The 25,299-nt window shown below is 69.8% G+C and carries 27 protein-coding genes and 1 pseudogene; 4 read left to right on the top strand and 24 right to left on the bottom strand.

Annotation, left to right across the window (positions count from 1 at the left end):
* The first annotated feature begins 278 nt into the window (after positions 1-278).
* Positions 279-1,292 (top strand): hypothetical protein, encoded by a 1,014-nt coding sequence (locus tag IJ15_RS0120425; protein ID WP_031940197.1) that lies wholly within the window; start codon positions 279-281, stop codon positions 1,290-1,292.
* A gap of 23 nt (positions 1,293-1,315) precedes the next feature.
* On the opposite strand, the gene IJ15_RS0120420 is transcribed toward IJ15_RS0120425, so the two are convergent.
* The 12 genes and pseudogenes from IJ15_RS0120420 to IJ15_RS0120365 form a co-directional block, all read right to left on the bottom strand.
* Complete coding sequence (locus tag IJ15_RS0120420) at positions 1,316-3,436, bottom strand: heavy metal translocating P-type ATPase (protein WP_081880845.1); 2,121 nt, start codon at positions 3,434-3,436, stop codon at positions 1,316-1,318.
* A 144-nt stretch (positions 3,437-3,580) separates the two neighbouring features.
* Positions 3,581-3,862, bottom strand: coding sequence for a metal-sensitive transcriptional regulator (locus IJ15_RS0120415; RefSeq protein ID WP_031940195.1), 282 nt, complete (start codon positions 3,860-3,862; stop codon positions 3,581-3,583).
* A gap of 17 nt (positions 3,863-3,879) precedes the next feature.
* On the bottom strand, positions 3,880-4,122 hold the full coding sequence (locus IJ15_RS0120410; protein WP_031940194.1) for a hypothetical protein: 243 nt from the start codon (positions 4,120-4,122) through the stop codon (positions 3,880-3,882).
* Positions 4,119-4,601, bottom strand: a complete 483-nt coding sequence (locus IJ15_RS0120405; RefSeq protein ID WP_031940193.1) for a hypothetical protein — start codon at positions 4,599-4,601, stop codon at positions 4,119-4,121. The genes IJ15_RS0120410 and IJ15_RS0120405 overlap by 4 nt, the downstream gene beginning before the upstream one ends.
* Before the next feature lie 49 nt (positions 4,602-4,650).
* Positions 4,651-5,067 (bottom strand): hypothetical protein, encoded by a 417-nt coding sequence (locus IJ15_RS0120400; protein WP_031940192.1) that lies wholly within the window; start codon positions 5,065-5,067, stop codon positions 4,651-4,653.
* A 79-nt stretch (positions 5,068-5,146) separates the two neighbouring features.
* Entirely contained in the window at positions 5,147-5,746 is a 600-nt protein-coding gene (locus IJ15_RS0120395; protein WP_031940191.1) for a hypothetical protein, read from the bottom strand.
* Complete coding sequence (hemB, locus tag IJ15_RS0120390) at positions 5,743-6,720, bottom strand: porphobilinogen synthase (RefSeq protein WP_031940190.1); 978 nt, start codon at positions 6,718-6,720, stop codon at positions 5,743-5,745. The genes IJ15_RS0120395 and hemB overlap by 4 nt, the downstream gene beginning before the upstream one ends.
* 17 nt (positions 6,721-6,737) lie before the next feature.
* Positions 6,738-8,303 (bottom strand): bifunctional uroporphyrinogen-III C-methyltransferase/uroporphyrinogen-III synthase, encoded by a 1,566-nt coding sequence (locus tag IJ15_RS0120385; protein ID WP_031940189.1) that lies wholly within the window; start codon positions 8,301-8,303, stop codon positions 6,738-6,740.
* A gap of 84 nt (positions 8,304-8,387) precedes the next feature.
* Positions 8,388-9,404 carry a hydroxymethylbilane synthase gene (gene hemC / locus IJ15_RS0120380; protein ID WP_231569613.1) on the bottom strand — a complete coding sequence of 339 codons (1,017 nt, stop codon included), beginning with the start codon at positions 9,402-9,404 and terminating at the stop codon, positions 8,388-8,390.
* Positions 9,401-10,774, bottom strand: coding sequence for a glutamyl-tRNA reductase (locus IJ15_RS0120375; protein WP_031940187.1), 1,374 nt, complete (start codon positions 10,772-10,774; stop codon positions 9,401-9,403). Before IJ15_RS0120375 ends, hemC begins: the two co-directional genes overlap by 4 nt.
* Positions 10,771-11,543 (bottom strand): annotated as a pseudogene (locus IJ15_RS0120370) (redox-sensing transcriptional repressor Rex). The gene IJ15_RS0120375 and the pseudogene IJ15_RS0120370 overlap by 4 nt, the downstream one beginning before the upstream one ends.
* A gap of 208 nt (positions 11,544-11,751) precedes the next feature.
* Positions 11,752-12,015 (bottom strand): glutaredoxin family protein, encoded by a 264-nt coding sequence (locus tag IJ15_RS0120365; RefSeq protein WP_031940185.1) that lies wholly within the window; start codon positions 12,013-12,015, stop codon positions 11,752-11,754.
* 180 nt (positions 12,016-12,195) lie between these two features.
* Between IJ15_RS0120365 and IJ15_RS0120360 the strand changes: the two genes are divergently transcribed.
* On the top strand, positions 12,196-13,347 hold the full coding sequence (locus IJ15_RS0120360) for an HAD family hydrolase (RefSeq protein WP_031940184.1): 1,152 nt from the start codon (positions 12,196-12,198) through the stop codon (positions 13,345-13,347).
* Here IJ15_RS0120360 and IJ15_RS0120355 read toward each other — a convergent pair.
* The 7 genes from IJ15_RS0120355 to IJ15_RS0120325 form a co-directional block, all read right to left on the bottom strand.
* On the bottom strand, positions 13,305-14,351 hold the full coding sequence (locus IJ15_RS0120355; protein WP_031940183.1) for a lysophospholipid acyltransferase family protein: 1,047 nt from the start codon (positions 14,349-14,351) through the stop codon (positions 13,305-13,307). The genes IJ15_RS0120360 and IJ15_RS0120355 overlap by 43 nt on opposite strands.
* Before the next feature lie 29 nt (positions 14,352-14,380).
* Positions 14,381-15,442, bottom strand: a complete 1,062-nt coding sequence (locus tag IJ15_RS0120350) for an NAD-dependent epimerase/dehydratase family protein (protein WP_407984098.1) — start codon at positions 15,440-15,442, stop codon at positions 14,381-14,383.
* A gap of 218 nt (positions 15,443-15,660) precedes the next feature.
* Positions 15,661-15,762, bottom strand: coding sequence for a 30S ribosomal protein bS22 (locus tag IJ15_RS25685; protein ID WP_003402602.1), 102 nt, complete (start codon positions 15,760-15,762; stop codon positions 15,661-15,663).
* 210 nt (positions 15,763-15,972) lie between these two features.
* Positions 15,973-16,233 carry a helix-turn-helix domain-containing protein gene (locus IJ15_RS0120340; protein ID WP_031940181.1) on the bottom strand — a complete coding sequence of 87 codons (261 nt, stop codon included), beginning with the start codon at positions 16,231-16,233 and terminating at the stop codon, positions 15,973-15,975.
* Between the two features lie 137 nt (positions 16,234-16,370).
* On the bottom strand, positions 16,371-17,186 hold the full coding sequence (gene proC, locus IJ15_RS0120335; protein ID WP_031940180.1) for a pyrroline-5-carboxylate reductase: 816 nt from the start codon (positions 17,184-17,186) through the stop codon (positions 16,371-16,373).
* Between the two features lie 104 nt (positions 17,187-17,290).
* Positions 17,291-18,175 (bottom strand): thioesterase family protein, encoded by an 885-nt coding sequence (locus tag IJ15_RS0120330; protein WP_031940179.1) that lies wholly within the window; start codon positions 18,173-18,175, stop codon positions 17,291-17,293.
* The gene (locus IJ15_RS0120325; RefSeq protein ID WP_031940178.1) at positions 18,172-18,840 is read right to left on the bottom strand and encodes a MerR family transcriptional regulator; all 669 of its coding nucleotides are present in this window, start codon (positions 18,838-18,840) and stop codon (positions 18,172-18,174) included. The genes IJ15_RS0120330 and IJ15_RS0120325 overlap by 4 nt, the downstream gene beginning before the upstream one ends.
* Before the next feature lie 142 nt (positions 18,841-18,982).
* Between IJ15_RS0120325 and IJ15_RS0120320 the strand changes: the two genes are divergently transcribed.
* On the top strand, positions 18,983-19,399 hold the full coding sequence (locus IJ15_RS0120320; RefSeq protein WP_031940177.1) for a hypothetical protein: 417 nt from the start codon (positions 18,983-18,985) through the stop codon (positions 19,397-19,399).
* 13 nt (positions 19,400-19,412) lie between these two features.
* On the opposite strand, the gene IJ15_RS0120315 is transcribed toward IJ15_RS0120320, so the two are convergent.
* From IJ15_RS0120315 to IJ15_RS0120305, 3 genes are read right to left on the bottom strand one after another with little or no spacing between them, the layout of a single operon-like run.
* The gene (locus tag IJ15_RS0120315; RefSeq protein ID WP_031940176.1) at positions 19,413-20,258 is read right to left on the bottom strand and encodes a sugar phosphate isomerase/epimerase family protein; all 846 of its coding nucleotides are present in this window, start codon (positions 20,256-20,258) and stop codon (positions 19,413-19,415) included.
* 39 nt (positions 20,259-20,297) lie between these two features.
* Positions 20,298-21,362, bottom strand: coding sequence for a hypothetical protein (locus tag IJ15_RS0120310; RefSeq protein ID WP_031940175.1), 1,065 nt, complete (start codon positions 21,360-21,362; stop codon positions 20,298-20,300).
* Positions 21,359-22,312 carry a Ppx/GppA phosphatase family protein gene (locus tag IJ15_RS0120305; RefSeq protein ID WP_081880843.1) on the bottom strand — a complete coding sequence of 318 codons (954 nt, stop codon included), beginning with the start codon at positions 22,310-22,312 and terminating at the stop codon, positions 21,359-21,361. The genes IJ15_RS0120310 and IJ15_RS0120305 overlap by 4 nt, the downstream gene beginning before the upstream one ends.
* Before the next feature lie 33 nt (positions 22,313-22,345).
* Between IJ15_RS0120305 and IJ15_RS0120300 the strand changes: the two genes are divergently transcribed.
* Complete coding sequence (locus IJ15_RS0120300) at positions 22,346-23,161, top strand: hypothetical protein (protein WP_081880842.1); 816 nt, start codon at positions 22,346-22,348, stop codon at positions 23,159-23,161.
* A gap of 81 nt (positions 23,162-23,242) precedes the next feature.
* On the opposite strand, the gene IJ15_RS0120295 is transcribed toward IJ15_RS0120300, so the two are convergent.
* Positions 23,243-23,932 carry a response regulator transcription factor gene (locus IJ15_RS0120295; protein ID WP_031940172.1) on the bottom strand — a complete coding sequence of 230 codons (690 nt, stop codon included), beginning with the start codon at positions 23,930-23,932 and terminating at the stop codon, positions 23,243-23,245.
* 31 nt (positions 23,933-23,963) lie between these two features.
* Positions 23,964-25,178, bottom strand: a complete 1,215-nt coding sequence (locus IJ15_RS0120290; RefSeq protein WP_051919297.1) for a sensor histidine kinase — start codon at positions 25,176-25,178, stop codon at positions 23,964-23,966.
* Positions 25,179-25,299 lie beyond the last annotated feature (121 nt).

Below are 25,299 nucleotides of genomic sequence, written 5' to 3'. Positions count from 1 at the left end.
GTTCGGCACAGGCCATCGGCACCGCGCCCAGCCCGATGACCGCCATCACCAGGGCGGCGCCCGACCTCGACCTCGGCTCACGCACGAACGACCCTCGCCTGTTCACTCGTCGGCGCTTCCAGGTTTGCCATCACCGAAGTATGAGCGAGTCCCGCGCATCTGTCACCGGCATCTCGCCGCGGATCGACCGCCACGCGGATCCCGTCCCTCCCCCGTAGTTTGGGAGCAACGGGACGAACCGGGTGTACTCGGTGAAACTGAACGATTCGGGGGAAACGATGACCGCGTGGGTACAGGTGCTGGTGACGATGGCCGACGGGCCGAGCCTGCCGATCCGCGGGGTGATTCGGCAGACACCCGACAAACCCGAGCGGATCAACTTCGCATACGTGGGACAGACACCGATGTTCGTCGGGGTCGGCGGCGACGACGTGCGCATCTGGCGCGATCGCTCCAAGGTCCGGGTCGAGAACCTCGATGGGCACCCGCTGTTCATCACCGACGGTGAGAACGCCTGGCGGTTCGACCAACCCGGGCAGCCGCCGCTCCGCAGCACCGCCGAACGTGTCCGCTACCTCGGGACCGGGAGCGAATTGCTGGTCAACCGGCCCGCGCACGACTGGCTCGGCGAGGACTACACCCGCCCCGCCGGACCGATCGAGGACCTCGCATTCCTCGGACGGGACTGCTGGTCCGTGGATCTACTGCCACCTCCCCGCAAGACGGGCCTTCTCCGCATGGTGGTCGACCGCGAGACCGGGGCCGTGCTCCAGTCGGGCAACGTCGGTGAGGGCGGCAACGACGGGAACGACGGGAACGCCCCTGCCGAGATCTGGGTCCGCTACGTCGAACTCACCGTCGGAGACCCGATCGACCCCGAACTGTTCACCTGGAGCGGCCCGACCCGCGACTTCGACGAGGACCGCCGCGGACACGCGGCGCTGCATCGGGCGGAGCAGGATCGGAAGCGGGAGTGGTTCCGCACCAACATCTCCGACACCCTGCCGGTCCTTCGCGTACCGCTCCCACTACGAATCGAGGAACTACACACACTCGACGAGGAAACCGGCGCCTTCCAGGCCTCCATGGCCGCCGGCTTCGCGTCCGGAATGCTCGCGCGCCGGCCCCGCTCGGACGAGCCGTGGAACCTCCGCTGGCACGGTTCGGTCCATCGCTGGTCGACCGAGGGCTTCGACTGGGCCGCCACGTTGCACGGCGTCGACCTCGACCCGGACGCCCTCGCGGCACTGCAGGCCGCGCTGCATCCCGGTGAGGCCGCGAAGGCCGACTGAGCCCTCGCGCCACGTCGCCGAGATCAGCGGAAGCGCCGCAGCCGCAGGCTGTTTCCGACGACGAACAGCGACGACAGTGCCATCGCGGCGCCGGCGATCATCGGGTTGAGCAGGCCCGCCGCGGCGAGCGGGATGGCCGCGACGTTGTATGCGAAAGCCCAGAACAGGTTTCCCTTGATGGTCGCGAGGGTGCGGCGCGACAACCGGATCGCGTCGGGCACCGACCGCAGGTCCCCGCGGACCAGCGTCACATCGCTCGCCTCGATGGCGGCATCGGTGCCGGTGCCCATCGCGATGCCGACATCCGCGGTCGCGAGCGCGGCGGCGTCGTTGACACCGTCGCCCACCATCGCGACGGCGCCCTCCTCCCGCAGCCGGGCGACGGTGTCGGCCTTCTGGTCCGGGAGCACCTCCGCGATCACCCGGTCGATGCCGACCTCGCGCGCAACGGCGGTGGCGACGGTGTCGGCGTCGCCGGTGAGCAGGACCGGTGTCATGCCGAGGGCCCGGATCTCGCGGATCGCCTCGGCGCTGGTCGGTTTCACGGCGTCGGCGACGACCACGGCGCCGCGGACACGGTCGTCCCACGAGACGACGACGGTGGTCCGGCCCTCCGGCAGCCGCCCCTCCAGTGCGGCCGGCACGGGCCCCTGCACCCGGCCAACCCGCACCGCGTGCCCGTCGACGATGCCTTCGACGCCGATGCCCGGGCGGTTGACGAACCCGGTCACCGGCAGCGGTCGCGGTACCGCCCGCACGATTGCCTGCGCCACCGGATGCTCCGACCCGGACTCGACCGCCGCGGCCAGTGCCAGCACCCGGGCGCGGTCCTCGCCGTCGGCCGCGACGACGTCGTCGAGTTCCATCCGCCCGGTCGTGACGGTGCCGGTCTTGTCCAGCACCACCGTCTCGATCCGCCGGGTCTGTTCCAGCACCTCGGGGCCCTTGATGAGGATGCCCAGTTGCGCACCCCGACCCGTCCCGACCAGCAGTGCCGTCGGTGTGGCCAAGCCGAGAGCGCACGGACACGCGACGATCAGCACGGCCACCGCCGCGGTGAACGCCTCCGTCGCCGGCTGCCCCAGCAGCAGCCAGACCGCGAGCGTGCCGGCGGCGATCACCAGCACGACCGGCACGAACACCGCCGAGACCCGGTCCGCGAGACGCTGCGCGTGCGCCTTACCGCTCTGCGCCTCGGTCACGAGCCGGGCGATGTGTGCCAACTGGGTGTCGGCGCCGACGCGTTCGGCCCGGACGGTCAGCAGCCGGTCGGTGTTGACGGTGCCGCCGGCGACGGCGCCGCCCACCGCCACCTCCACCGGAACCGACTCGCCGGTGAGCATCGAGGTGTCCACCGCGGAGGCGCCCGCGACGACACGTCCGTCTGTGGCGATCTTCTCCCCCGGCCGCACCACGAACTCATCACCGACGTGCAACGCGGCGACGGGGATTCGTCGTTCGACACCGTCCCGCAGCACCGCGACGTCCTTGGCTCCCACCTCGAGCAGCGCGCGCAGCGCGGCCCCGGAGCGACGTTTCGCGCGGGCCTCGGCGTACCGGCCGGCGAGGAGGAACGTGGTGACCCCGGCCGCCACCTCGAGATAGATCTGCCCGGAGGCGTCGTGCGCGCCGGGCAGCAGCGTGAACTCGTGCGTCATCCCGATGTGTCCGGCGGTGCCGAACAGCAGCGCCCACAGCGACCACCCGTAGGCGGCGAGCGTGCCCAGCGAGACGAGGGTGTCCATCGTCGACATGCCGTGCCGGGCCGTGACGACGGCGGCGCGGTGGAACGGGTAGCCGCACCAGAAGACGACGACCGTGGTGAGCACCAGCGCCACCCACTGCCAGTAGTCGAACTGCAGCGGCGGGATCATCGACACCAGCACGACCGGCACCGACGCCACGACCGCCACCACCAGGCGCAGGCCGAGCAGATCCCGCCCCTCCACGGGGACCGGGTGTTCCGGTGTGGTGATCGTCGCGGTGTACCCGGTCCTCTCGACGACGTCGATCAGATCCTGCATCGGCATCGACTCGGGGAACTCGACGTGGGCCTGCTCGGTGGCGTAGTTGACGCTGGCACTGACACCGTCGAGCCGGTCGAGCTTGCGTTCGATCCGGGCCGCGCACGACGCGCAGGTCATGCCGCCGATGTCGAGTTCGACGGTGTGCAGCCCGGTGACGGTCACGGCACCAGCTCGGCGCCCGCCTCGGCGACGATGTCGGTGTGTTCCATCGCAGACCTCCTGATGTCAGGGTCGCACCGTCGTCAGGACTTCACCAGACTGTCAGGACTTCACCAGACGCGCGATCGCGTCGGACGCTTCCTTGACCTTGGCGTCCGCCTCGGGTCCACCCTTCTTCGCCGCCTCGACGACACAGCCCGCGAGGTGCGCCTCGAGCAGCTTGAGCGATACCGATTGCAACGCGGACGTGGCCGCGGACACCTGTGTGAGCACGTCGATGCAGTAGCGGTCGTCCGCGATCATGCGCGAGATGCCCTGCACCTGGCCCTCGATGCGCCGCAGACGCTTGAGCAGGTCTTCCTGCTGCGGGCTGTATCCGTTCATACCCCGAATGATACCCCCTATGGGTACCTGGTGGCACGTAGCCGACGCCGGACGTCGAGCGCCAGCAGACCCGCGACGAGCACCGACCCGAACGCCGCCGTGATCCACGATCCCGAGTAGTGGACGGACGTGAACGACGGCGCACCCGGAGCAACCGATTCGAACACGTGCGTGGTCACCCCACGGGCCGCGCACCACACCGCGGACAGCAGTGCCACGAACGCCCCGGCCGCCTCCGCCACCGGCACCCGGCGCGTCACGCCGACCTCCCCTGCACCTGTGCCAGCGCCTCCGTCAGCGCCTGACGCAGTCCGTCCTCGTCGCGCGCCCACGCCTGCGCGTAGGAGCCGTCACGCAGACGCAGACCGACGGCGTACCGACGCCGCGGCACCCCGGACAACTCTCCCAGGCTCCGCGCGCTCTCCCAGGGTTGCGGTTCGTCGGCATACGGGTCGGCCTCAGGCAGGACCTCCGCGATCTCGTCGAGCGGCACCTCCTCCGCACCCTGCCGCAACGCCGTCGCGGTCAGCAGCACGCTCACGTGCCGGCGGGCCGCCGTTACCTGCACGGACACGATGCCCGCCAAGATCACCGCGAACAGCGACAACGCGAACCAGTGCACCACCGGGCCGGTGAACAGCTCGATCACCAGCGCGATCACGCAGAAGACGGGCCCGTAGGCCACCGCCCGCCAACGCGCACCCTCCTCGAGGAACAGCGCCGCCTCCGGCTCGGCCACACCGCTCGCCTTCGGCTCGGCGACACGGCTCGCCTCCGGCTCGGTTGGCTCAATCGGCCCGTTCGTCACGGAACCACTCACGCGCACCCTCCCGATAGACCAGAACGCTCGCCAGCAGCAGCAACAGCGGAATCACCAGAAGTGCCGGCGCGATCACCCCGACAGCCGACAGCGCGATCGCCACCAGCGCGAAGACCGACGAGCACCCCACGACCGCGGTCCGCAGACGCCGGCTCCCCGCACGCACCGGCGCGGCCAGGAAACCGATGGCCAGACCGAAGATCACCGACACCGCACCGACACCGCGGAGCAGCCATACGAACGTATCGGCATCGGCGCCGAGTTGCCCGCGAATCGCGTCGGTCGACGTCGTCAGCGCGATCAACCCGAACAGCACCATCGCCGCGGCGGACAGCACCCAGATCCAGTAGGCAACGGACACCACACGCGGGGTCGACTCACTCACCCTCACATCCTGCGGCATGAATCGGTCCGAGACGAGCGCAGTACCCGTCACCGAGACACACCGCCGTCGCGCCGACCGCTCAGCGTGCAGGTGGCAGGTTCAGGAAGTACTCGTTGGATTCCTTGCGGTGCATCAGCACGATCGCCCCGATCGCCGCGACGGCCTGGAGAATCCCGGCGCCGCCCATCATCAGCGCCGCGGGACCGGTACCGGCACCGATGCCGAAGATCGTCGGGATCGCGGAGAACACCGTGAACACGCCGATCATCGTGAGCAGCATGCGCGCCCAGTTCCTGCCCCTGCGCATCTTGAAGGCGAACAGGGTCAGCAGACCGGTGAGCACGACACTCAGGAAGACACCGGTGGCGATGATCGCGAAGACGAAGAGTTGCTCGACGTCGGCGCGGGCCAGCACGGTGTCCGACTGCTTGGCCAGTTCGTCGACGACCTGGTCGACGAAGGCGTCCCGGTCTCCATAAGCGAAGGCCAGGGCCGCCACCAGGTACACGATGCCGAGCGCCGCCACCACGAACCACAACTGGAAGGCGGTGACCACGTCGGTCGGGACCGGCTTCTGCCCGTCCTGCTGCTGTCCGTCCCGGTGCTGGACGGGCGGCATCGGGGCCGGGTACTGCGGGGTGCCCGGCCAGGGATCCTGCGACCCCGGCTGCCCGGTCATCGGAGCCACCCCGCGGCCTCGGCGGCCCAGTAGGTGAGGACGATGTCGGCGCCGGCGCGGCGAATGCTCAGCAGCGATTCGAGGACGGCGGCGTCGCGGTCGATCCAGCCGTTCTGCGCGGCGGCGGTGATCATCGCGTACTCCCCGGAGATCTGGTACGCCGCCACCGGCACGGTCGAGCGGTCCGCGACCTCGCGCAGCACGTCCAGGTACGACATCGCGGGCTTGACCATCACCAGGTCGGCGCCCTCGGCGAGGTCGAGATCCACCTCGAGCAGCGACTCGCGGCGGTTCGCCGGATCCTGCTGGTAGGTGCGGCGGTCGCCCTCGAGCGACGAGCCGACGGCCTCCCGGAACGGGCCGTAGAAGGCGGACGCGTACTTCGCCGAGTACGCCAGCTGCCCGACGTCGGTGTGGCCGGCGGCGTCGAGACCCTTGCGGATCGCGGCGACCTGGCCGTCCATCATGCCGCTGGGGCCGAGCAGGTGCGCACCGGCGTCGGCCTGCGCGACCGCCATGTCGACGTACCGGGCGAGCGTCGCGTCGTTGTCGACGCGGCCGTCGGCGGTGAGCACGCCGCAGTGCCCGTGCGCGGTGAACTCGTCGAGGCACGTGTCGGCCATCAGGACCGTCGCGTCACCCAGTTCGGGCTTCAGCGCGGCGAGACCCCGGTTGAGGATGCCGTCCGGGTCGGTGGCACCCGACCCGTCGGCGTCCTTGTCCTCCGCCCGCGGGACCCCGAAGAGCATCACCCCGCCGACCCCGGCCGCCACCGCATCGGTGGCGGCGCCGCGCAGCGAGTCCAGCGTGTGCTGGACGACGCCCGGCATCGACGAGATCGGTCGCGGCTCGTCGATGCCGTCGGCGACGAACATCGGGAGCACGAGATGCCGTGGCTCGAGCGATGTCTCGGCGACGAGACGACGCAGCGCGGGCGTACCGCGCAGACGACGGGGACGGTGAACTGGAAACACGGCTCTCCCGAGGTGGATCAGCGGCGGGCGCGGGACTTCTTGCGCGGAGGCGGCAGCGCGCCCTCGGCACGAAGCCGGGCCGCGTGCTCGGCGAGCGCCTCCACCAGCGGACCCATCTGCGCGGTCTCCGGCTGGACGTCGACACGCAGACCGAACTCGATCGCGGTCTCCGCCGTCTTGGGTCCGATGCACGCGACGATCGTGCGGGCGTGCGGCTTGCCGGCGATGCCGACGAGGTTGCGCACGGTCGACGACGACGTGAAGCACACCGCGTCGAAGCCACCCGTCTTGATCATCTCGCGGGTCTCGGCCGGCGGCGGCGCGGCCCGCACGGTGCGGTACGCGGTGACGTCGTCGATCTCCCAGCCACGCTCACGCAGGCCCTCGGCGAGGGTCTCCGTGGCGATGTCGGCACGCGGCAGCAGCACCCGGTTGACCGGGTCGAACACCTCGTCGTACGGCGGGAAGTCGGCCAGCAGGCCCTCGCTGGACTGCTCACCGGACGGCACCAGTTCGGGGGTGATGCCGAACGAGCGCACCTTCTCGGCCGTGGCCTCGCCGACGCACGCGATCTTCACACCGGAGAACGCGCGGGCGTCCAGCCCGAACGCCTCGAACTTCTCCCACACGGCACGCACCGCGTTGGTGGAGGTGAACACCACCCACTGGTAGCGGCCGTCGACCAGGCCCTTGACGGAACGCTCCATCTGGGCGGGGCTGCGCGGCGGCTCGACCGCTATGGTCGGCACCTCGATCGGGATGGCACCGTGCGTGACGAGACGGTCGCTCATGTCGGCGGCCTGCTCCTTGGTGCGGGGCACCAGGACGGTCCAGCCGTACAGGGCGCGAGACTCCCACCACGACATCTTGTTGCGCTGCGCGACGACCTTGCCGACCGTGACGATCAGCGGGCCCACCAGTTCGGACCCGGCATCGTTGAGCGTCGCGAGGGTTGCCTCGACGGTGCGCTGCTGGCGGGTGGTGCCGCGGACGGTGATCGCGGCCGGGGTCTGCGGTGCCAGACCGTGCTCGACGAGCGCACTGGCGGTCTCGGCCAGGTGCGCGGAACTCGCGTGCAGCACCAGCGGGCCGGGAGCCGCGGCCAGCGCCGCCCAGTCGACCTCGCCGCGCACGTCGGCCTCGGTGTGGCCCGAGCCCAGCGCCATACCGGCGTAGCTCGGAACCGCGGAACCGGACGGCAGACCCGGCAGCACCTCGAACACCACCTGGGTCCGCGCGACGGCGGAGACCTCGGCGATCACCGAGTCGGTGGTCAACGGATCGCCCGACACCAGACGGACCACGTCGTGGCCGTTCTTGGCCTCGGCGACCAGCGTCTTGGCGACCTCGGCGGGTTCACCGAGCGCGGGCCGGACCTCGGCGATCGGCTCGTCGGTCTCGGGGTCGCGTCCGAGCGCGGTACCGACCAGTGCGGTCACGCCCTTGTCGACGTCGGGGTCGGTGAACGCCAGTGCCGCCGACGCGAGGACGTCGTGCGCCCGGACGGTGAGCAGCGCCGGATCACCGGGTCCCGATCCCACAAAGAGGATTCGTCCGGGACTGTTCTTACGGACTCGGCTCATCGGTAGTTCTCCAGTGCTGTCTCATGTCGATAGGAAACAAGTTCGAAATCGGGCCTGCAATAGGGCCCCGGACGGACAACCACGTCAAGCATCCGCATCACCGTCCTCGGCAATCGTCATCAAATCGCGTGCCCCGAGGTCGAGAAGTTCCCGCGCAATCGCGCGTCCCAACTCGGCGGCACGCTCGAGCGATCCCACTGCGGATGCCCGAATCACATCGGAGCCGTCGATCGCAGCGGCACAGCCGCGCACCGACAGTTCCTCGAACACGCGGCCGTCGTCGTCGATGGACTCGACGACCTCCGCGATCGCCCCGACCGGCGCGGTGCAGCCCGCCTCGAGTTCCGCGAGCAGCGCGCGCTCGGCGACCACCGCGGCGCGGGCCGCGGGATCGTCGAGTTCGCCCAGGACCGCGATCAGCGCCGGATTGTCGGCGCGGCACTCGACGGCCAACGCGCCCTGCGACGGTGCCGGGAGCATCTGCACGGGCTCGAGCGTCTCGGTGATGCGATCGGTCCGGCCGATGCGGGACAGGCCGGCACGGGCGATCACGATCGCGTCGAGCTCACCGGAGGTGACCTTGCCCAGTCGCGTGTCGATGTTGCCGCGCAGTTCCTCGATCTCGAGGCCGAGACCGAGCGCCCGCAGCTGGGCGCGGCGCCGCGGCGCGGACGTGCCGATCCGCGAGCCGGGCGGGAGCTCACCGAGCACCAGCCCGTCGCGGGCGACGAGCGCATCACGCGGATCCTCGCGCGGCGGCACGGCCGCGACGACGAGGTCGTCGGGCTGCGCGGTCGGCAGATCCTTGAAGGAGTGCACCGCGACATCGACCTCACCGGCCTGCAACGCCTCGCGCAGTTCGGCGACGAACACGCCGACGCCGATGCGCTGCACCGGTCCGGGGGTGACGTCGCCCTTGGTTTTGATGATCACCAGTTCGGCCGGGTGGCCCGCGGCGATCAGCGCGTCGCGCACGTGGCCGGCCTGCGTCGTGGCCAGCAGGCTGCCGCGGGTGCCGATCCGCAGAGTGCGAGTGGTGGGGTCGGTGTGCGAGCCGATAGTCGGGTCGACGGCCGGCGACTGGACAGCGTCGGTGCTCATGCCTGCGCATCCTTTCCTGAAACATCGGGGCCGCTGGCGAAGTCGCCGAGATCGATCGGCGCGGCGACGGCCTCCGCCGAACCCGGGCGCAGCTCGAACAGTTCACGCAGCGCGGCGGCGTACGTATCGCCGCCCGGGGCGGAGGCCAACTGCTTGACCCGCACGGTCGGTGCGTGCAGAAGTTTGTCGACGACCCGGCGGACGGTACGCGCCACTTCGTCGCGCTGCGGGTCCTCCAGACCCGGTAGCCGCGAATCCAGTCGCAGCAGTTCCGCCTCGACCACCTCCGCGGCACGCTGACGCAACGCGGTGACGGTCGGGGTGACCTCGGCCAGTCGCTGCGAGGCCAGGTACTGGGCCAGTTCGGAGGCCACGATCGCGCGCGCGGCGTCGGCGTCGGACGCGGCGGCGCCGGCGGCCGGATCACGCTGCAGCGCGGCCATGTCGAGCACGACAACCTCGGGCAGGCCGGCGACGGACGGTTCGACGTCGCGGGGCAGGCCCAGGTCGCAGATGACGAGCGGACGGCCCGGCTCCCGATCCGGTCGGGCGAGCGCGATGTGGGTGTCGGCGAGCGTGACGACGGAGCCCACCGCACCGGTGCAGGTGACCAGGACGTCGGACTGCGCCATCGCGGCGGGCAGTTCGCCGAAGTCCATGGCGACCGCGTCGATGCCGTTCCCGACCGCGGTGGCCGCGAGGTGCTCGGCCCGCTCACGGGTGCGGTTGACGACGAGGATGCGTCCGATCCCGGCGCGGGTGAGGTGCGCGACCGACAGGCTGCCCATCGCTCCGGCGCCGACCACGACGGCGGTGCGGCCGACCAGTCCGCCGACGCCGAGGATCCCGGCGGCGCGGTCGAGGGCGACGGACACCACGGAGGCACCGGCGGCGTCGATCCCGGTCTCGGAATGCACGCGCTTGCCGACCCGCAGTGCCTGCTGCGCCAGTTCGTGCAGCGCACGCCCGGCGGCCTGCTGCGCATCGGACGCGGCGTACGCGGCGCGGATCTGCCCGAGGATCTGCTGCTCACCGATGACCATCGAGTCGAGGCCGCTGGCGACCGCGAACAGGTGCTCGGCGGCCGCCTCGCTGTAGCGGACGTAGGCGTGCTTGTGTAGATCGGCGATGTCGAGACCGGAATGCTCGCTGAGCAGATCGCCGATCTCGGTGAGCGCACCGTGGAACGCATCCACGACCGCGTAGATCTCGATGCGGTTGCACGTCGAGACGATCATCGCCTCCGAGACGTGCGCCGACGCCAGCATCTTGTCCGTCAGCTTCGGGCGGTCCGTGTCGGTGACCGCTATCCGCTCGAGGACGGAGACGGGAGCGCTACGGTGCGAGATCCCGACGAGAAGCACACTCACGGCCTGATCACCGATCCGTTTCTGGTCGAAGCGCGACCGCCGCGGATGCGGCGGCAACCTGCTGAGGAAACTGCTCCTCGTTGCGGGCCATGTTGAACGACAGAACCTGCATCTCCATGGCGAGATCGACCCGACGCATCTCCACGTGGTCGGGGATCTCCAGCGCGAGTGGAGAGAAGCTGAGAATGCAGCGGAGACCGGCGCCGACCATCAGGTCACACACGTCCTGCGCGGCGTCGTCCGGGGTGGCGATGACACCGATCGTCACCTCGAGTTCGCGGCACGCGTCGGCGAGTTCGGCGACGTCGCGGACCACGAGATCGCCCACCCGGGCACCGACGACGTCGGGGTCCCGATCGAACAGCCCCACCATCGAGAAGCCGCGCCGGTCGAAGCCGCCGTAACCGGCGAGCGCACGACCGAGATTGCCGATGCCGACCAGGACCACGCGGTGGCCCCGGTCGAGGCCCAGCGCCGATTCGATGCGCGCCCGCAGTCGGGTCACGTCGTAGCCGACACCGCGAACACCGTTGGGGCCCAGGAACGACAAATCCTTGCGCAGCTTGGCCGATCCGACACCGGACGCCGTGGCGAGTTCCTCGCTCGAGACGATGAGAGCACCCTCGTCGGCGAGCACTCCGAGGACCCGCAGGTACGTTGCGAGACGCGTCACCGTAGCCTGGGGAATGTCCCGGTGCTGTGGCGCGGAGGGAGCAGCCCCGGCGACGCCGCGGGCAACTGCCCCCTGCGCCTGGTGCTGTTCGGTCACGTCGATGGCTCCTCGTCCGGCCGGCCGCGTACCCCGGCCTTCGCACAGGTCCGGGGCGTTTGTTCACACCACGGTAACCGCTTGTGAAGCCATGCACAAAGTTGCTCGACGGGCCCCGGACGTGCTCTCACCTGCAAAGCGACCGGATCCCTCGCTCCGGGGTGACCCTTCCCACTCGCCCGCTCACCCGGCTTCCGCCGGGGCGATGTCAGCCCGCGGCGAGATCCGCGCGGAGCCGTTCCACGTCAACCTCCCAGTAGCTGTGCTCCTTCCCGTCGAGCAGGACGACGGGCAACCGGTCCCCGTATTCGGCCCGCAAATCGGGATCGTCGGCCGCAGCCTGGTCCACGTCGATGCAGGTCAGTTCGAGTTCGAACTCGCGGCAGATCTCGTCCAACAGGTCCCGGGCGGGTGCGCACGCACCGCAGCCGACGCGGGTGAGAAGTGTGATCCGGTTTCGCGGCTGATCCATACACACCAGTGTTCCCCAACGCGCGATCGACCCGCCCGACGGCCCGCCCGACGCCGCTGCGCGGACCGTTCCGTTTCGAGACGAACATCACACACCACCGGCCCGGCCCCGATCCGACGGGATCGAGGCCCGCACGCGGGCTAGGGTGAGCCGGAGGTGTCTGCGACACAGGAGGTGCGAGTGCCTGGGCGATCACTGCCGATCGGCGCGAGATTCGGTGTGGGCCTGTCCGGGATTCTGCGCCCCGGCCGCCGTCGGATCCGGAATCTGCTGGGTCCGAGCGAGGCCGAACTGCGCGCCAGCCTCGCCGGCGAGGCCAGCGCCGACGCCGCCCTCGCCCTGCAGGAGGCCGACGCCCTGCAGGAAGCCCAGGCCCTCCAGGTCGCCGAGGCCCTGCGGGAGTCCGAAGAGCTCGGAGCACTCGAAGCTCCCGGGGTTCCCGAGACACCCGAACCGCCGGTGGAGACGGTCGTCCCCCGCGATCTCACCGCCGCCGCGTTCTTCGACGTCGACAACACGATGGTGCAGGGCGCCTCGATCATCCACTTCGCCCGCGGCCTCGCGGCCCGCAAGTATCTGCGGACCTCCGACCTGGTCGACTTCGCGTGGAAGCAGGTCAAGTTCCGGGTCACCGGCAAGGAGAACAGCGACGACGTCGCGGAGGGCCGGGAGAAGGCGCTGTCGTTCGTCGCCGGCCGCTCCACCGCCGAACTCGCCCGTCTCGGTGAGGAGATTTACGACGAGGTCATCGCCGACAAGATCTGGGACGGCACCCGCGCGCTCGCGCAGATGCATCTCGACGCGGGCCAGCAGGTGTGGCTCGTGACGGCCACCCCCGTCGAACTGGCGCAGGTGATCGCCAAGCGGCTGGGCCTGACCGGCGCTCTGGGCACCGTCGCCGAAAGCAAGGACGGCGTGTTCACGGGCCGCCTCGTCGGCGACATCCTGCACGGTCTCGGGAAGGCGCACGCGGTGCGCACGCTCGCGGTCCGCGAGGGTCTCAACCTCAAGCGCTGCACGGCGTACTCCGACAGCTACAACGATGTTCCGATGCTCTCCCTCGTCGGCACCGCGGTGGCCGTCAACCCCGACGCCGACCTGCGTGAGCTGGCGCGCAACCGCGGCTGGGACGTGCGTGACTTCCGCACCGGACGCAAGGCCGCGAAGATCGGGGTGCCGACCGCGCTGCTGCTCGGTGCCGTCGGCGGTGCGGTCGGGGCGATCCTCAGCCGTCGACGTGACCGGGTCCTGCTCGCCGAACTCGCCGCCCGCCGGGATGCGGGGCGGGTTCAGCCCATGAAGACGTTGCGGCGCTGCGCCAGCAAGCGGTAGAGGGTCTGCTGGATCGTCTCGCGGACGTGGTCGGTGACCTCGAACAGCACCATCGGGTCGTCGGCCTCGGCGACGTCGTAGGTGTCGGTGACGATCGGTGTCCCGAACTCGATGTACCACTTGGACGGCAGCGGCACGAGTCCCAACGGCCCCAGGTGCGGGAACAGCGGCGTCACCGGGAAGTACGGCATGTTCAGCAGCCGGGCGAGCGGGGCGATGTCGCCGATCTTCGGGTAGATCTCCTCCGATCCCACGATCGAGCACGGGATGATCGGCGCGCCGGCGCGCATCGCGGCGGAGACGAATCCGCCGCGCCCGAACCGCTGCAGCTTGTAGCGCTCGGAGAACGGCTTCCCGATGCCCTTGTAGCCCTCCGGGAACACCGCGGCCACCTCACCGCTGTGCAGTAGGCGCTCGGCGTCGGGGTGGCAGGCCAGGGTGTGCCCGGCCTTGCGGGCGATGTTGCCGACGACGGGCATCTCGAACGCCAGATCGGCGGCGAGCATCCGCAGCGCCCGGTGCCGCGGGTGGTGATCGTGCACCGCGACCGAGGCCATCAGGGCGTCGATCGGGATCACGCCGGCGTGGTTGGCCACCACCAGCGCACCGCCCGTGTCCGGGATGTTCTCGACGCCGCGGACCTCGACGCGGAACCACTTCTCGAACAGCGGTCGCAGCGCGGGCAGGAAGACGCCGTCGGCGAAGTGCGGGTCGTAGCCGAACTCGTCCACCTCGTAGTCCCCCGCCAGCCGGCGGCGGACGAACCCGGCGGCACCGGTCACCTGCCCCACGAGGCGATCGCGCAGACCGTCGAGCAGTGGGCTGCCGTCGTGCTCGGTGGCTCCGGCACCGTTCTCACCGGTGCCGATTCCACGGACCTGCTCGCCCGGCGGCGTGAATCCCCGATCGCCGGACGGGCGCGGAGGCCGATTCGTCACGCGGGCCGACGACGGACGTGGGCCCGAGCCGCCGTGCAGCGGGATCACCTTCGCCACCTCGTTCACCAAAGCCCCCTGGCCATCCGGTCCACCGTTCACCTGTCGTGCCGTCCGGCCCCGCCCGATGCGCCGGCGAGCGTGAGCACGGTCGATTCCGCGCGGTCCAGCCATTCGGTCGGGATCACCGGGGTCAGCCCGGTGCCGCGCACGAAGTCGTCGAGCGCCTCCATCGTCGTCCACCGCGGCTCGAAGCCGAGTTCGGTCCGCATCCGGTTGGTGTCGAGCCCGCACCCGAAGTGGAAGTAGTCGAGTTGTTCCTTCGTGAACGAACGCATCTGCGAGCCCATCAACGCGCGCCCGGCGCTACGGAACAGCGCGAACGGCATCGGGACCTCGACACGGCCGGCCCGCCGGATCGCCTGCGACATCATCACCGCACCGTCTCCCGCGATGTTGAACGTTCCGGCCGGACCGGTGAGGGTGGCCCGGCAGAGCGCCGCCAGCGCGTCCTCCTCGTGCAGCAGTTGCATGCGGGCGTCGCGGCCCAGGATGCTCGGCACGATCGGCGACGACAGGTACCGCGCCACCCAGCCGTGCAACCGCGGCCCCATCAACGGTCCCAGGCGCAGGATGGACACCCCGATGTCCGGGCGTCGTCGCCCCAGGCCACGGGCGTAGCCCTCGATCTCGATGCAGTCCCGCGCCCACGCGCCCTGCGGTGGCCGCCGGGCACCCATCTCCTCGGTGAACTTGGCGGGGTCCTTGGGGCTGCCGCCGTAGACCGCGGAGGCAGACCGCAGCACCACCTTGCGCACCGAGGGCGCCTTCTGGCACATCGCGAACAACTGCATCGCGCCGATGACGTTCATGTCCTTCATCGCGGCCCGGCTGCCAGACTTGGGCGCCTGGGCGACGGTCGCGGCGTGCACGACGGTGTCGACGTCGGTCCCACGGATCACTTTTCCGATGAGCGGGTTCCGAATGTCGGCGCGGACGAACTCGGCGCGGCCCATCCGGCGCATCATGTCCTTGCTCGGAGAGACGGCGTCGACCGCGATCACCCGCTCGATCCCCGGCTCCTGAGCCAGTCGCGCCACCAGGAACCCTCCGGGGAACCGGCTCGCGCCCGTCACCAGCACCACCTTCGGTGGCTGCACACCCCGTTCGTCAGGACTCACCAGTACCCCCGTCCATTCGCCCCTGCGGGGAGCCTAACGAATCCGCGACCGGAGACAAGGGTTCCGCTCGAGCCTTTACGCACCGGCAACACGATCGTCGGAGACTGCCCCGAACAGCGGACACGACGTGCCCGAAATGCGCGGATGCCCGCCACCATGACGGTGACGGGCATCCGGGCGCAAGAGCCTCTATCGGCTTACTTGCCGAGCTTCCGACGCTGGACGCGCGTGCGACGGAGCAGCTTGCGGTGCTTCTTCTTCGACATGCGCTTGCGGCGCTTCTTGATCACTGAACCCATGGTGGGTGTCCCTCACAGTCTTCTATAGCGTTCAGCGCACGCCGGTCACGTACGCCTGTGTCTTCCTCTGGCGCTGAGGCCTCGTTGCCACTGGCCGCTTTCACGACCCCAGCGCCTGACGACACCGGCTGGCTGGTACGACGACTCACGATCGTACCGGGGCGGGTGAGCTCGATGAAAACCGAGGCTCACCCTATCGATTCCGGCAGGTCAGCCGGCGTCGAAATACGAGGTCTCCAGATAATCGTGCACGGCCTTGGCGTGCACACGGAAGGACCGCCCCACACGAACTGCGGGGAGTTCACCGCTGTGCACCAGTCGATACACGGTCATCTTCGAAACCCTCATCAACGTCGCGACCTCCGCGACGGTGAGGAACTGCGTCCCGGCGAGACTTGCGCTACCGGGGCTGTCTTGCTTGCCGGACTTGTCTGACTTGGCCGGCTTTGCTTGGTTTTCAGGGGATCCCATCTGTCCACTTACCTCCGGCACATGTCGCGCCGCCGGCTTCCCCTCCGGCGGAACAGACACGCACGTGCTGACACGAGCTTAGCGGGACCAGAGAGGTTGATGCGACGGGTGTTACAAACAAGATCGCTGATTGCGATCTATTCGGGAGTCACCCCGAGTTCGGCCGAACGGTCACGAGCCGCCGTGAGGGCGTCGTAGAAGGCCGTCCGGAGACCGCCCCGCTCGAGTTCCTTCACCGCCGCGGCGGTGGTGCCACCCGGCGATGTGACGGCCGCACGGAGCTCGGTGGCACTCTCACCCGACTGGTCGAGCATGGCGGCCGAACCCACCATCGTCTGCACCACGAGTTCGCGCGCGGTCGCCCGGGTGAGACCCAACGCGACACCGGCATCGATCATCGCCTCGACGACCAGGAAGAAGTACGCGGGACCGGAGCCGGACACCGCGGTCACCGCGTCGATCTGCGACTCGGGAACGGTCGTGACCGTGCCGACGGACGCGAGCATGCTGCGCACCAGATCCAGATGCCCGGCCTTGACGTGGCGGCCCGGAGCGATGACGCTGGCCCCCTGTCCGACCAGCATGGGGGTGTTCGGCATGACCCGGACGACCGGGAACCCGGCCGGCAGCTTCACCTCGTACCGCGACGTGGGGATGCCCGCGGCCAGGGAGACCAGCAGCTGCTCCAGCTCGCCGTCGAGGTCGACCTTGGTCAGCGCCGCCAGGACCGAGTCGACGTCCGCCGGCTTGACCGCCACGACGATCACATCGGCACCCTCGGCCGCGTCCTCGATCGTGGTGACCCGGATCGAGTAAGTCGCCGCCAGCTCCGCCGCGCGCGGCTCGTACGGCTCGGCGACAACCAGGTCCCGGGTCGCGTGACCACCCTGCAACAGTCCAGAGATCAGGGCCTCACCGATCTTGCCGCCACCGATCACCGCAATTCTCGTCATGCGGACAGCTTAGGCACTCCGTGCCTGTGCGCTTTTCCGGTAGTCGGTACTGCCCGAAGTGCGCACGGGTGCCCTGGCGCCTGTTCGCACGGGTGCCCTGGCGCCTATTTCGGAATCATGGCCAGCTGACGGCTCTGCACCACGACGGCACCGGTGGAGTCGAGGACGGTGTGGTCCTCCTCGAACCACGTGTCGCCCAGCACCGTCGAGCTCGCCATGACCCGCAGCCAGCCCGGGGCCGGCCGGCGGCGCAGATACGTCGTCAGCTGGACGGTGGGCGCCCACCCGAACATGCCGCGGTTCATCGTCACCGGCGCACAGATGTCGCCGGTCATGATCGCGAACAGCGCCGCGGTGGCCGGATCCGCCTCGTCCTCGGCCCACGGCCGCGCCCACATCCGGACCTGCGGCTCGCCCTGCTTCCCGCTCAGGAAGTGGGCCGACGAGCCGTCGACCCGCAGATCGCTCCCCTGCGAGACGTGCACGATCTGGGCCATCGGATGGTCCTTGGAGAGCACGTGCGCCTCGGCCGTCGGTTCGGCCGGCAGCTGTGCGAGCGACTGCACCTCGGCGTAGTGCGGCTCCCCCGCGTCCGGCACCCCGAGCGTCACCGCCGCGTGCACCGCGGGCCGACCGGCCTGCGACAGCTCGACGTCGACGAGCGAGACCTGCCGTCCCCGCTTGCGCACGGTCGCCACCAGGTCGACGTCGCCCGGGTCCGGGGCCGTGAGGTAGTTGGCACTGACGGCGAGCGGCGCGACCGCCGGGTCGACGGGCATACCGTCTGGCGCCGTCCGGATCAGTTCGTGCCGTGCGGCCGACGCGCACAGCGCCATCATGCAGCCGCCGTGCACCTTGGGGCCGATGGTCCAGATCGGGTCGATGTGGGCGCCGTACCGACCGGCGGGCCCGTCGAGACCGCCGCCTTGGAGGGTGACGGTGGTGAGGTCCCGGAACGGGTGGGCGGAGACGGCGTTGTCGGGGGTCACTGGTCGTCCTGTCTGTCGGGGTCGGTGTAGTCGGTGAAGTCGGCGAAGGTGCGGTCCGCGAACGTCGCGGCACCGATGTCCTGGTGCGCGAGCCGGCGCAGTGCGGCGAGCACGGGTTCGTAGATCGCGGTGCCGAGGACGGCGTATTCCACGGCGGATTCGACGGAGTCGGTGGGCATCAGTGCGAGGTCCACCTCGGCGATCCCGCGAATGTGTCGGCCGTACGCGTCGAGGCGTTCGTCGGTCATGGGAATGCCGACGTCCTCGGCGGCCGCGAGGGCCCGGTCCAGTTGCGCGACAGCGGGATACGACGGGTCGTAGACCTGCCCGAGCCGTTCGAGCACGGCGCGGGCGCGCGGGTAGTCGTCCGCTGGTGCGGCCGGTTCGACCGGATACGGCGGCAACGCGGCGAGCGCGCGTCCGACGGTGGCGAAGACGGTGTCGGCGGGCCGGTCGACAAGGCCGACGACGGTGCGGATCTTGCCGAGCGGCAGACCGACACCGGCGAGTGCCTTGATGAGCGCCAACCGCCGCACATGCTGTTCGCCGTACTCGGCCTGTGTCGCACTGCTCGCCGCACCGGGCATGAGCAGACCCTCACGGAGGTAGTACTTGACGGTCGGGAGGGGCACGCCACTGACGGCGACCAGTTCGGAGACTCGCATCCCACCACTCCTGCTCGCGTCGACTCGTGACACCTCTTGAGACCCCTTGACACCCCCAGCTGCGGGGTCGACGATGGGAACCACCTTGGATAGTTCAACTATCCAATCTCGGTTCGAGCCTACCGCACGCGAGGAGCTCACCATGGATCCCGTTCTCACGATCGTCGTCGGCGTCACCGTGCTCACGGTGGTCGGCATCGCCTCCGGCGGAGCGTTCCTGCTCCGCATCCTCACCGGGCATCAGGGCGCCAACGACCTGCAGAAGAGCTTCTTCAGGGCGGGTCATGCGCACGCGGGCGTCCTCGTCACGCTCGGCCTGGTGCTCGCGACCCTGACCGCGGTGGTCGACGCGAGTCCCGGCTGGGCAGCGACCGGCGCGATCGCCGTGCTGATGTCCGCGATCTTCATTCCCGCCGGGTTCTTCCTGTCCGTCCTCGGACGCGACCCGGCGAAACCCGGCCCGATGCTCGCGTCGATCTGGGTCGGTGCGGCCTGCCTCGCGGTGGGGCTGGTCATCTCGGGGATCACCGTGATCGGCGCGGGAGTGTCCGCGCTGTAGAGATCGGGTGGGGTCAGCGACGGAGGTGTTCGCGCGCGAAGCTCAGCGCCTGCCCCAGCATCGCCGCACGCTCGGACCGGGTGCGCGCGTTCTGGGTGTTGATCTCGATGACGGCCTGCCCGGTGAACCCGCTGTCGACGAGATGCCGGCACACCTCGACGCAGGGCTGGCTTCCGTGCCCGGGAATGAGGTGCTCATCGATCGAGGCGCCCCGACCGTCCGCCAGGTGCAGGTGGGCCAGACCGCGGCCCATCCGGTTCGCGAGATCCATCGCGTCCATGCCCGCGGTTGCGGTGTGGGACAGGTCCAGCGTGTAGTGCCGGTGATCGGAGTCGGTGGGGTCGTACGACGGGCTGAACGCCGACAGCGCCGCGCCCGGCCCCCCGCGTCGCCGCAGCCGCTCCGCCGACTTCTCCCGGCCGCCGAAGAAGCTGTCGGCGCGCATCGGGAACATGTTCTCCACCGCCACCACGGCGCCGGTCTTCTCCTCGAGACCCGCGACCTGATCGGCGAAGCCGTCGGCGTAGCGCCGCTGCCAACGGAACGGCGGGTGCACCACCACGTTCGACGCGCCCAACGCCTCCGCCGTCGCGACGGAGCGGTCCAGCTTGGCGACCGGGTCGGCACCCCACACGCGCTGCGAGATCAGCAGGCACGGCACATGCACCGCCTGCACGGGCACCGCGTACTTGCGCACCAGGCGCTGGACCGCAGAAACGTCCTGGCTGACCGATTCGGCCCACACCATCAGCTCGACACCGTCGTAGCCGACCTCGGCCGCATACCGAAACGCCGCCTCGGTGTTCTCGGGATAGACCGAGGCCGTGGACAACCCGACGAGGATCTTCCGATCAGCCATCTCTGGTCTCCCCACGACGTCCCCTTTGCCGGCGTCCGGTCAGCTCGTGCCGAGGAGGAAGGCGAGTGGGCCCAGGGTGACGAACACACCCGCGACGACCGCGATCACCAGGCTCGTGATGTCGTCGGTCCGGCGCAGGATCCGCACCATCGCGACCAGGCCGACGATCACCAGGACCGCGAGCACCAGCGCCACCATCGGCAGCATGTCCCACAGCTTCTCGAAGCCCTTGAACATCAGCGCGCCGGCGACCAACGCGACCGCGCCCTGCCCCAGCAACACCGCCCACTGCTTGGCTCCGCTGACCTCGGGCTCGTCGTCGAGGTCATCGACGCCATCGAGGTCATCGAAGTTCTCGGGGTTCTCGGGGTCTTCGAAGTTTTCGAGGTCCTCGAGGTCGGCTTCCGGGTCAGTGTCCCGGCCGGTCTCGGTCCGGTCGTTGCCCTGACGCATCAGGTCACCGGCGAGGGTCTGACCCGACAGGAGCCTGGGCTCGGGCTGCGGGCTCGGCTCGGTCACCGTCGGCGACGTCACCGATCGCCAGCCCGAGTTCGTGTCCCGACCGGTGGGACCGGCATCCCGCACGGCCGGCGCGACGACGGTCGGCGCGTCATCGACCGGAGCCGACTTGACCGGAGCCGGCTTGACCGGCGCTTGCTTCACCAGAGCCGGCTTCACCACGGCCGGCTTCACCACGGCCGGCTTCACCACGGCCGGCTTGACCGGAACCGGCTTCACCGGCGCCGGCTTGACCGAGTTGGCCGGGGTGGCCTTCGCGGCGGCTCCCGCATCTGCGTCGTCCTGTGCATCCGCGTCGGAGAGGGTGAACAACGCCGTGGCGTCCGGCGCCGCGGTCTGCGCGACGGCCGGGGTCGCGGGCGTCGCGGGCGTCGCTGCCTGTTCGGCGGGCTCGCCGGACTCGTCGGATTCGCCGGCGCGGCCGTTGCGGACCGCCGGGAATTCGCCGGTCAGTTCGGCGACGGAGATGCCTCCCTTGACGCCACGGCGGCGTCGGCCGCCGCCGCCGGCACCGACTCGCTGGCCGTTACGGGCCAACAGCTCCGCAACCGAGATTGCTTGGCTGTCACCTTCGGGCTCCGTCATCGAGCGCTCACCACCAGTTCTCCACCCATGTCTGTATCGAGCTTGCGAAGAATCAGACCCTCACGCAGTGCCCACGGGCAAATTTCGAGCGTGTCGACTCCGAGTGCGCGCATGCTGGCCTCCGCAACGAGAGCTCCGGCCACGATCTGCTGAGAGCGGTCGGAACTCACGCCCTCCAATTCTGCACGGTCCGCCGCGGTCATCCTCGAAATGAAGGCGATCAGCTGGCGTAGGCCGCTCGAGGTGAGGGTCCGGGTAACGCGCGGACCTGCGGCGGAAGGTGCGGCGCCGGTGAGCCGGGCCAGTGACCGGAACGTCTTCGACGTGCCGACGCAGCGGTCCGGGTCGCCCGCGGCACGCAGCTGCTTGGCGGGGGCGGCCAGTTCGGCATCGAGCCAGTCGCGCAGGACCGCGACGCGTCGCTTGCCGGGCGGGTCCTCCTGCAACCAGTCGCGGGTCAGCCGTCCGGCCCCCAGCTGGAGGGAGAACGCGGTGTCGGGGTCCTCGTCGCCACCGCACGTGAGTTCGAGCGAGCCGCCACCGATGTCGATGTTGAGGATGCGTCCGGCGCTCCACCCGTACCAGCGGCGGACCGCCAGGAACGTCAACCGCGCCTCGTCGACACCCGAGAGGACCTCGAGGTTCACGCCGGTCTCGGCGCGCACGCGGGACAGGACCGCCTCGGAGTTGTTGGCGTCGCGCACCGCGGACGTCGCGAAGGCCATCAGCTCACCGCAACCCGACGACCGGGCGATTCCCGCGAAGTCGTTGACGGTGGTGACCAAACGGTCGGCACCCACGGACGTGATGTCACCACGCTCGTCGGTGTTCTCGGCAAGCCGCAGGGTCGCTTTCGTTGAACTCATCGGCGTGGGGTGCCCACCACGATGAGCGTCCACCACGAGCAGGTGGACGGTGTTGCTTCCGACATCTAGTACCCCAAGGCGCACACGGTTACGGTACTGGGTCTACCGTCGGGCACTGTGACAGCAGGCAGCACCACGGGCTCCGACAAGTTGGTGCCCGCACCAGAAGTGGATCTGGACTTTCCCCGCGAATGGGTCCAGTTCGTCGATCCAGAAAACTCCGAACACACCATCAAAGCCGACCTGACGTGGCTCCTTTCGCGCTGGACCTGCGTTTTCGGCAGTCCTGCGTGCCAGGGCACGGTCGCGGACCGACCGGACGACGGATGCTGCTCACACGGCGCATTCCTGTCCGATCAGGAGGACCGGGACAAGCTCGACGCCTCCGTGAGGATGCTCACACCCGAGGACTGGCAGCTCATGGAGAAGGGCCTGGGCAAGAAGGGTTACGTCGAGGAGGACGACCTCGAGGACGAGCCCGCCCTGCGGACCCGCCGCTACAAGGGCGCGTGCATCTTCCTGAACCGTCCGGGATTCGAGGGCGGCATCGGGTGCGCACTGCACAAGATGGCGCTGCGCAAGGGCATCGAACCGCTCGAGGTGAAGCCGGACGTGTGCTGGCAGCTGCCGATCCGCCGGACCCAGGAATGGGTCGACCGGCCGGACGGCGAGCAGATCCTCGAGACCACCGTCACCGAGTACGACCGGCGCGGCTGGGGCGAGGGCGGCGAGGACCTGGCGTGGTATTGCTCCGGCTCCCCCGACGCGCACGTCGGCACCCGGCCGGTGTGGCAGTCGTACGCACCGGAGCTCACCGAACTGCTCGGCAAGGCCGTCTACGACGAACTGGCGTCGCTGTGCCGGCGTCGGGAGGGTCTGGGGCTGATCGCGATCCATCCCGCGACGACGGCGGCGCAGCAGAAGCAGGCCTGAGGCGTCAAGCCCTTCCCCGTCGAATGTCACACGCGTTCAGCCCGCCTGAACGCGTGTGACATTCGGCCGTAGCGGGCGCGCTCACTCCTCGAGCTTGTACCCCAGCCCGCGGACGGTGACCAGGTGTGCCGGCTTGCCGGGGTCGGCCTCGATCTTGGCGCGCAGCCGCTTGACGTGGACGTCGAGAGTCTTGGTGTCGCCCACGTAGTCGGCGCCCCACACCCGGTCGATCAACTGACCGCGGGTGAGGACCCGGCCCGAGTTGCGCAGCAGGTACTCGAGCAGGTCGAACTCCTTGAGCGGCAACGACACCGGCTCACCGGCCACGTGGACGAGATGCCGTTCGACATCCATCCGCACCGGTCCGGCCTCGAGGACGCCGTCGTCGGGGCCGGTCTCGGTCTCCGCGTCGGTGCCGCGGCGCAGCACCGCGCGGATGCGCGCGATGAGTTCGCGGGCGGAGTACGGCTTGGTGACGTAGTCGTCGGCGCCGAGTTCGAGCCCGACGACCTTGTCGATCTCGCTGTCGCGGGCGGTGACCATGATGACGGGGACCGACGACTTGGCGCGCAACTGCTTGCACACATCGGTCCCGCTCATTCCGGGCAGCATGACATCGAGCAGGACGATGTCGGCGCCGGAGCGTTCGAACTCGGCCAGCGCGGACGGTCCGTCACCGACGACGGTGGTCTCGAAACCTTCCTTGCGCAGCAGGAACGCCAGGGGATCGGCCAGCGACTCCTCGTCCTCCACGATCAGCACACTCGTCAACGGTTGGCCTCCAGACTCGTGCCGCGTCGGCTCACGACGCGGCTTTCTTCTCGATCATTGCGGGGTTGCGGGTGTCGCCGGGCTCGGCGATGTCGGCGGAGTCGGCGGGTGCCGACTCGAAGTGCGCGGGAATCTGCAGCGTGAAGGTCGATCCGGTGCCGGGCCGGCTCCACAGGTCGATGGAACCGTTGTGGTTGGCCGCGACGTGCTTGACGATCGCCAATCCCAGCCCGGTGCCGCCGGTGGCCCGGGAACGGGCCTTGTCGACGCGGAAGAACCGTTCGAACACCCGCTCCTGGTCCTCCTTGGCGATGCCGATGCCGCGGTCGGTGACGGAGATGGCGACGTTGTCGCCGCGGACCGAGCGGCTGATCGAGACCGAGGTGCCCTTCGGGGAGTACACGATGGCGTTCTGCACGAGGTTGGACAGCGCTGTCACGAGCAGCGTCCGGTCGCCCATCACCTCGAGGCCGCTCGGGGCGTCGGTCTCGACGGTGATCTCGGCGGCCTCCGCGGCGACGGTCGAGCGGCGCAGGGCCTCGGCGATGACGTCGTCGACGTCGACCACCTCGAGGTCGGGCAGCTTCTCGGCGCCCTGGAGTCGGGACAGCGCGATCAGTTCGGTGACCATGTTGCCGAGGCGGTGCGATTCGCTGAGGACGCGCTGCCCGAAGTAGCGCACCGACTCGGGGTCGTCGGCGGACTCGAGCAGTGCCTCCGCGAGCAGGCCCATCGCCCCGACCGGCGTCTTGAGTTCGTGAGAGACGTTGGCGACGAAGTCGCGGCGGGTGGCCTCCATGCGGACCTGCTCGGAGTCGTCGTCGGCGAACACCACGACGAAGCGGCGGTCCTCCTCGCTCAGCAGCCGGGCGATGCCCCGCACCGCCATCTTGTCCCGACCGCGCTGCGGGGTGCGGGTGGTGAGGTCCAGGTCGACGGCTTCACCGGTCTCGAACACTTCGGTGGCCGCGACCCACGCCCGGTCGTCGATCATGCGGTTCCGGACCAGCCCGAGTTCCTCGGCACGCGGGTTGAACAGCACCACGTCGTTGAACTTGTCGACGACGGCGATGCCACTCTCGGAGCTGAGAACGATGAGGTCGAGGACCTGCGAGAGAGTCAGCCCCGCCTGGGCTTGTTGTCGCCGGGCGTGACGGGAGCCGAGCCGGGGAACGACCACGCCGCCGACGATGCAACCGACGATGGCGGTCGCGACGGCCAGCATTACGGCCTGAACAACAGTCACACGTGAATCGTACGTTCGGCACACCGGCTGCCGAACCCGGGTGTGACGGTTTTCTTGCACGTCACAGGCCCGAGAACTGCCGTTATCCGCTCGTTCACCGTTTGTTTCCCCACCCCGCCGG

It is taken from the genome of Prescottella defluvii (genome assembly GCF_000738775.1).
GTDB classification, from domain to species: domain Bacteria; phylum Actinomycetota; class Actinomycetes; order Mycobacteriales; family Mycobacteriaceae; genus Prescottella; species Prescottella defluvii.
The sequence above is the reverse complement of the archived record's forward strand: the minus strand, read 5'-3'. Positions and strand labels throughout refer to the sequence as shown.

What these genes read in the sequence shown, in the direction of transcription:
- IJ15_RS0120425 (WP_031940197.1), top strand. Translation starts at nt 279, where the DNA reads ATGACCGCGTGGGTACAGGTGCTGGTGACGATGGCCGACGGGCCGAGC.
- IJ15_RS0120420 (WP_081880845.1), bottom strand. Translation starts at nt 3,436, where the DNA reads ATGACCTGCGCGTCGTGCGCGGCCCGGATCGAACGCAAGCTCGACCGG.
- IJ15_RS0120415 (WP_031940195.1), bottom strand. Translation starts at nt 3,862, where the DNA reads ATGAACGGATACAGCCCGCAGCAGGAAGACCTGCTCAAGCGTCTGCGG.
- IJ15_RS0120395 (WP_031940191.1), bottom strand. Translation starts at nt 5,746, where the DNA reads ATGACCGGGCAGCCGGGGTCGCAGGATCCCTGGCCGGGCACCCCGCAG.
- IJ15_RS0120385 (WP_031940189.1), bottom strand. Translation starts at nt 8,303, where the DNA reads ATGAGCCGAGTCCGTAAGAACAGTCCCGGACGAATCCTCTTTGTGGGA.
- hemC (WP_231569613.1), bottom strand. Translation starts at nt 9,404, where the DNA reads ATGAGCACCGACGCTGTCCAGTCGCCGGCCGTCGACCCGACTATCGGC.
- IJ15_RS0120365 (WP_031940185.1), bottom strand. Translation starts at nt 12,015, where the DNA reads ATGGATCAGCCGCGAAACCGGATCACACTTCTCACCCGCGTCGGCTGC.
- IJ15_RS25685 (WP_003402602.1), bottom strand. Translation starts at nt 15,762, where the DNA reads ATGGGTTCAGTGATCAAGAAGCGCCGCAAGCGCATGTCGAAGAAGAAG.
- IJ15_RS0120340 (WP_031940181.1), bottom strand. Translation starts at nt 16,233, where the DNA reads ATGGGATCCCCTGAAAACCAAGCAAAGCCGGCCAAGTCAGACAAGTCC.
- proC (WP_031940180.1), bottom strand. Translation starts at nt 17,186, where the DNA reads ATGACGAGAATTGCGGTGATCGGTGGCGGCAAGATCGGTGAGGCCCTG.
- IJ15_RS0120325 (WP_031940178.1), bottom strand. Translation starts at nt 18,840, where the DNA reads ATGCGAGTCTCCGAACTGGTCGCCGTCAGTGGCGTGCCCCTCCCGACC.
- IJ15_RS0120320 (WP_031940177.1), top strand. Translation starts at nt 18,983, where the DNA reads ATGGATCCCGTTCTCACGATCGTCGTCGGCGTCACCGTGCTCACGGTG.
- IJ15_RS0120315 (WP_031940176.1), bottom strand. Translation starts at nt 20,258, where the DNA reads ATGGCTGATCGGAAGATCCTCGTCGGGTTGTCCACGGCCTCGGTCTAT.
- IJ15_RS0120310 (WP_031940175.1), bottom strand. Translation starts at nt 21,362, where the DNA reads ATGACGGAGCCCGAAGGTGACAGCCAAGCAATCTCGGTTGCGGAGCTG.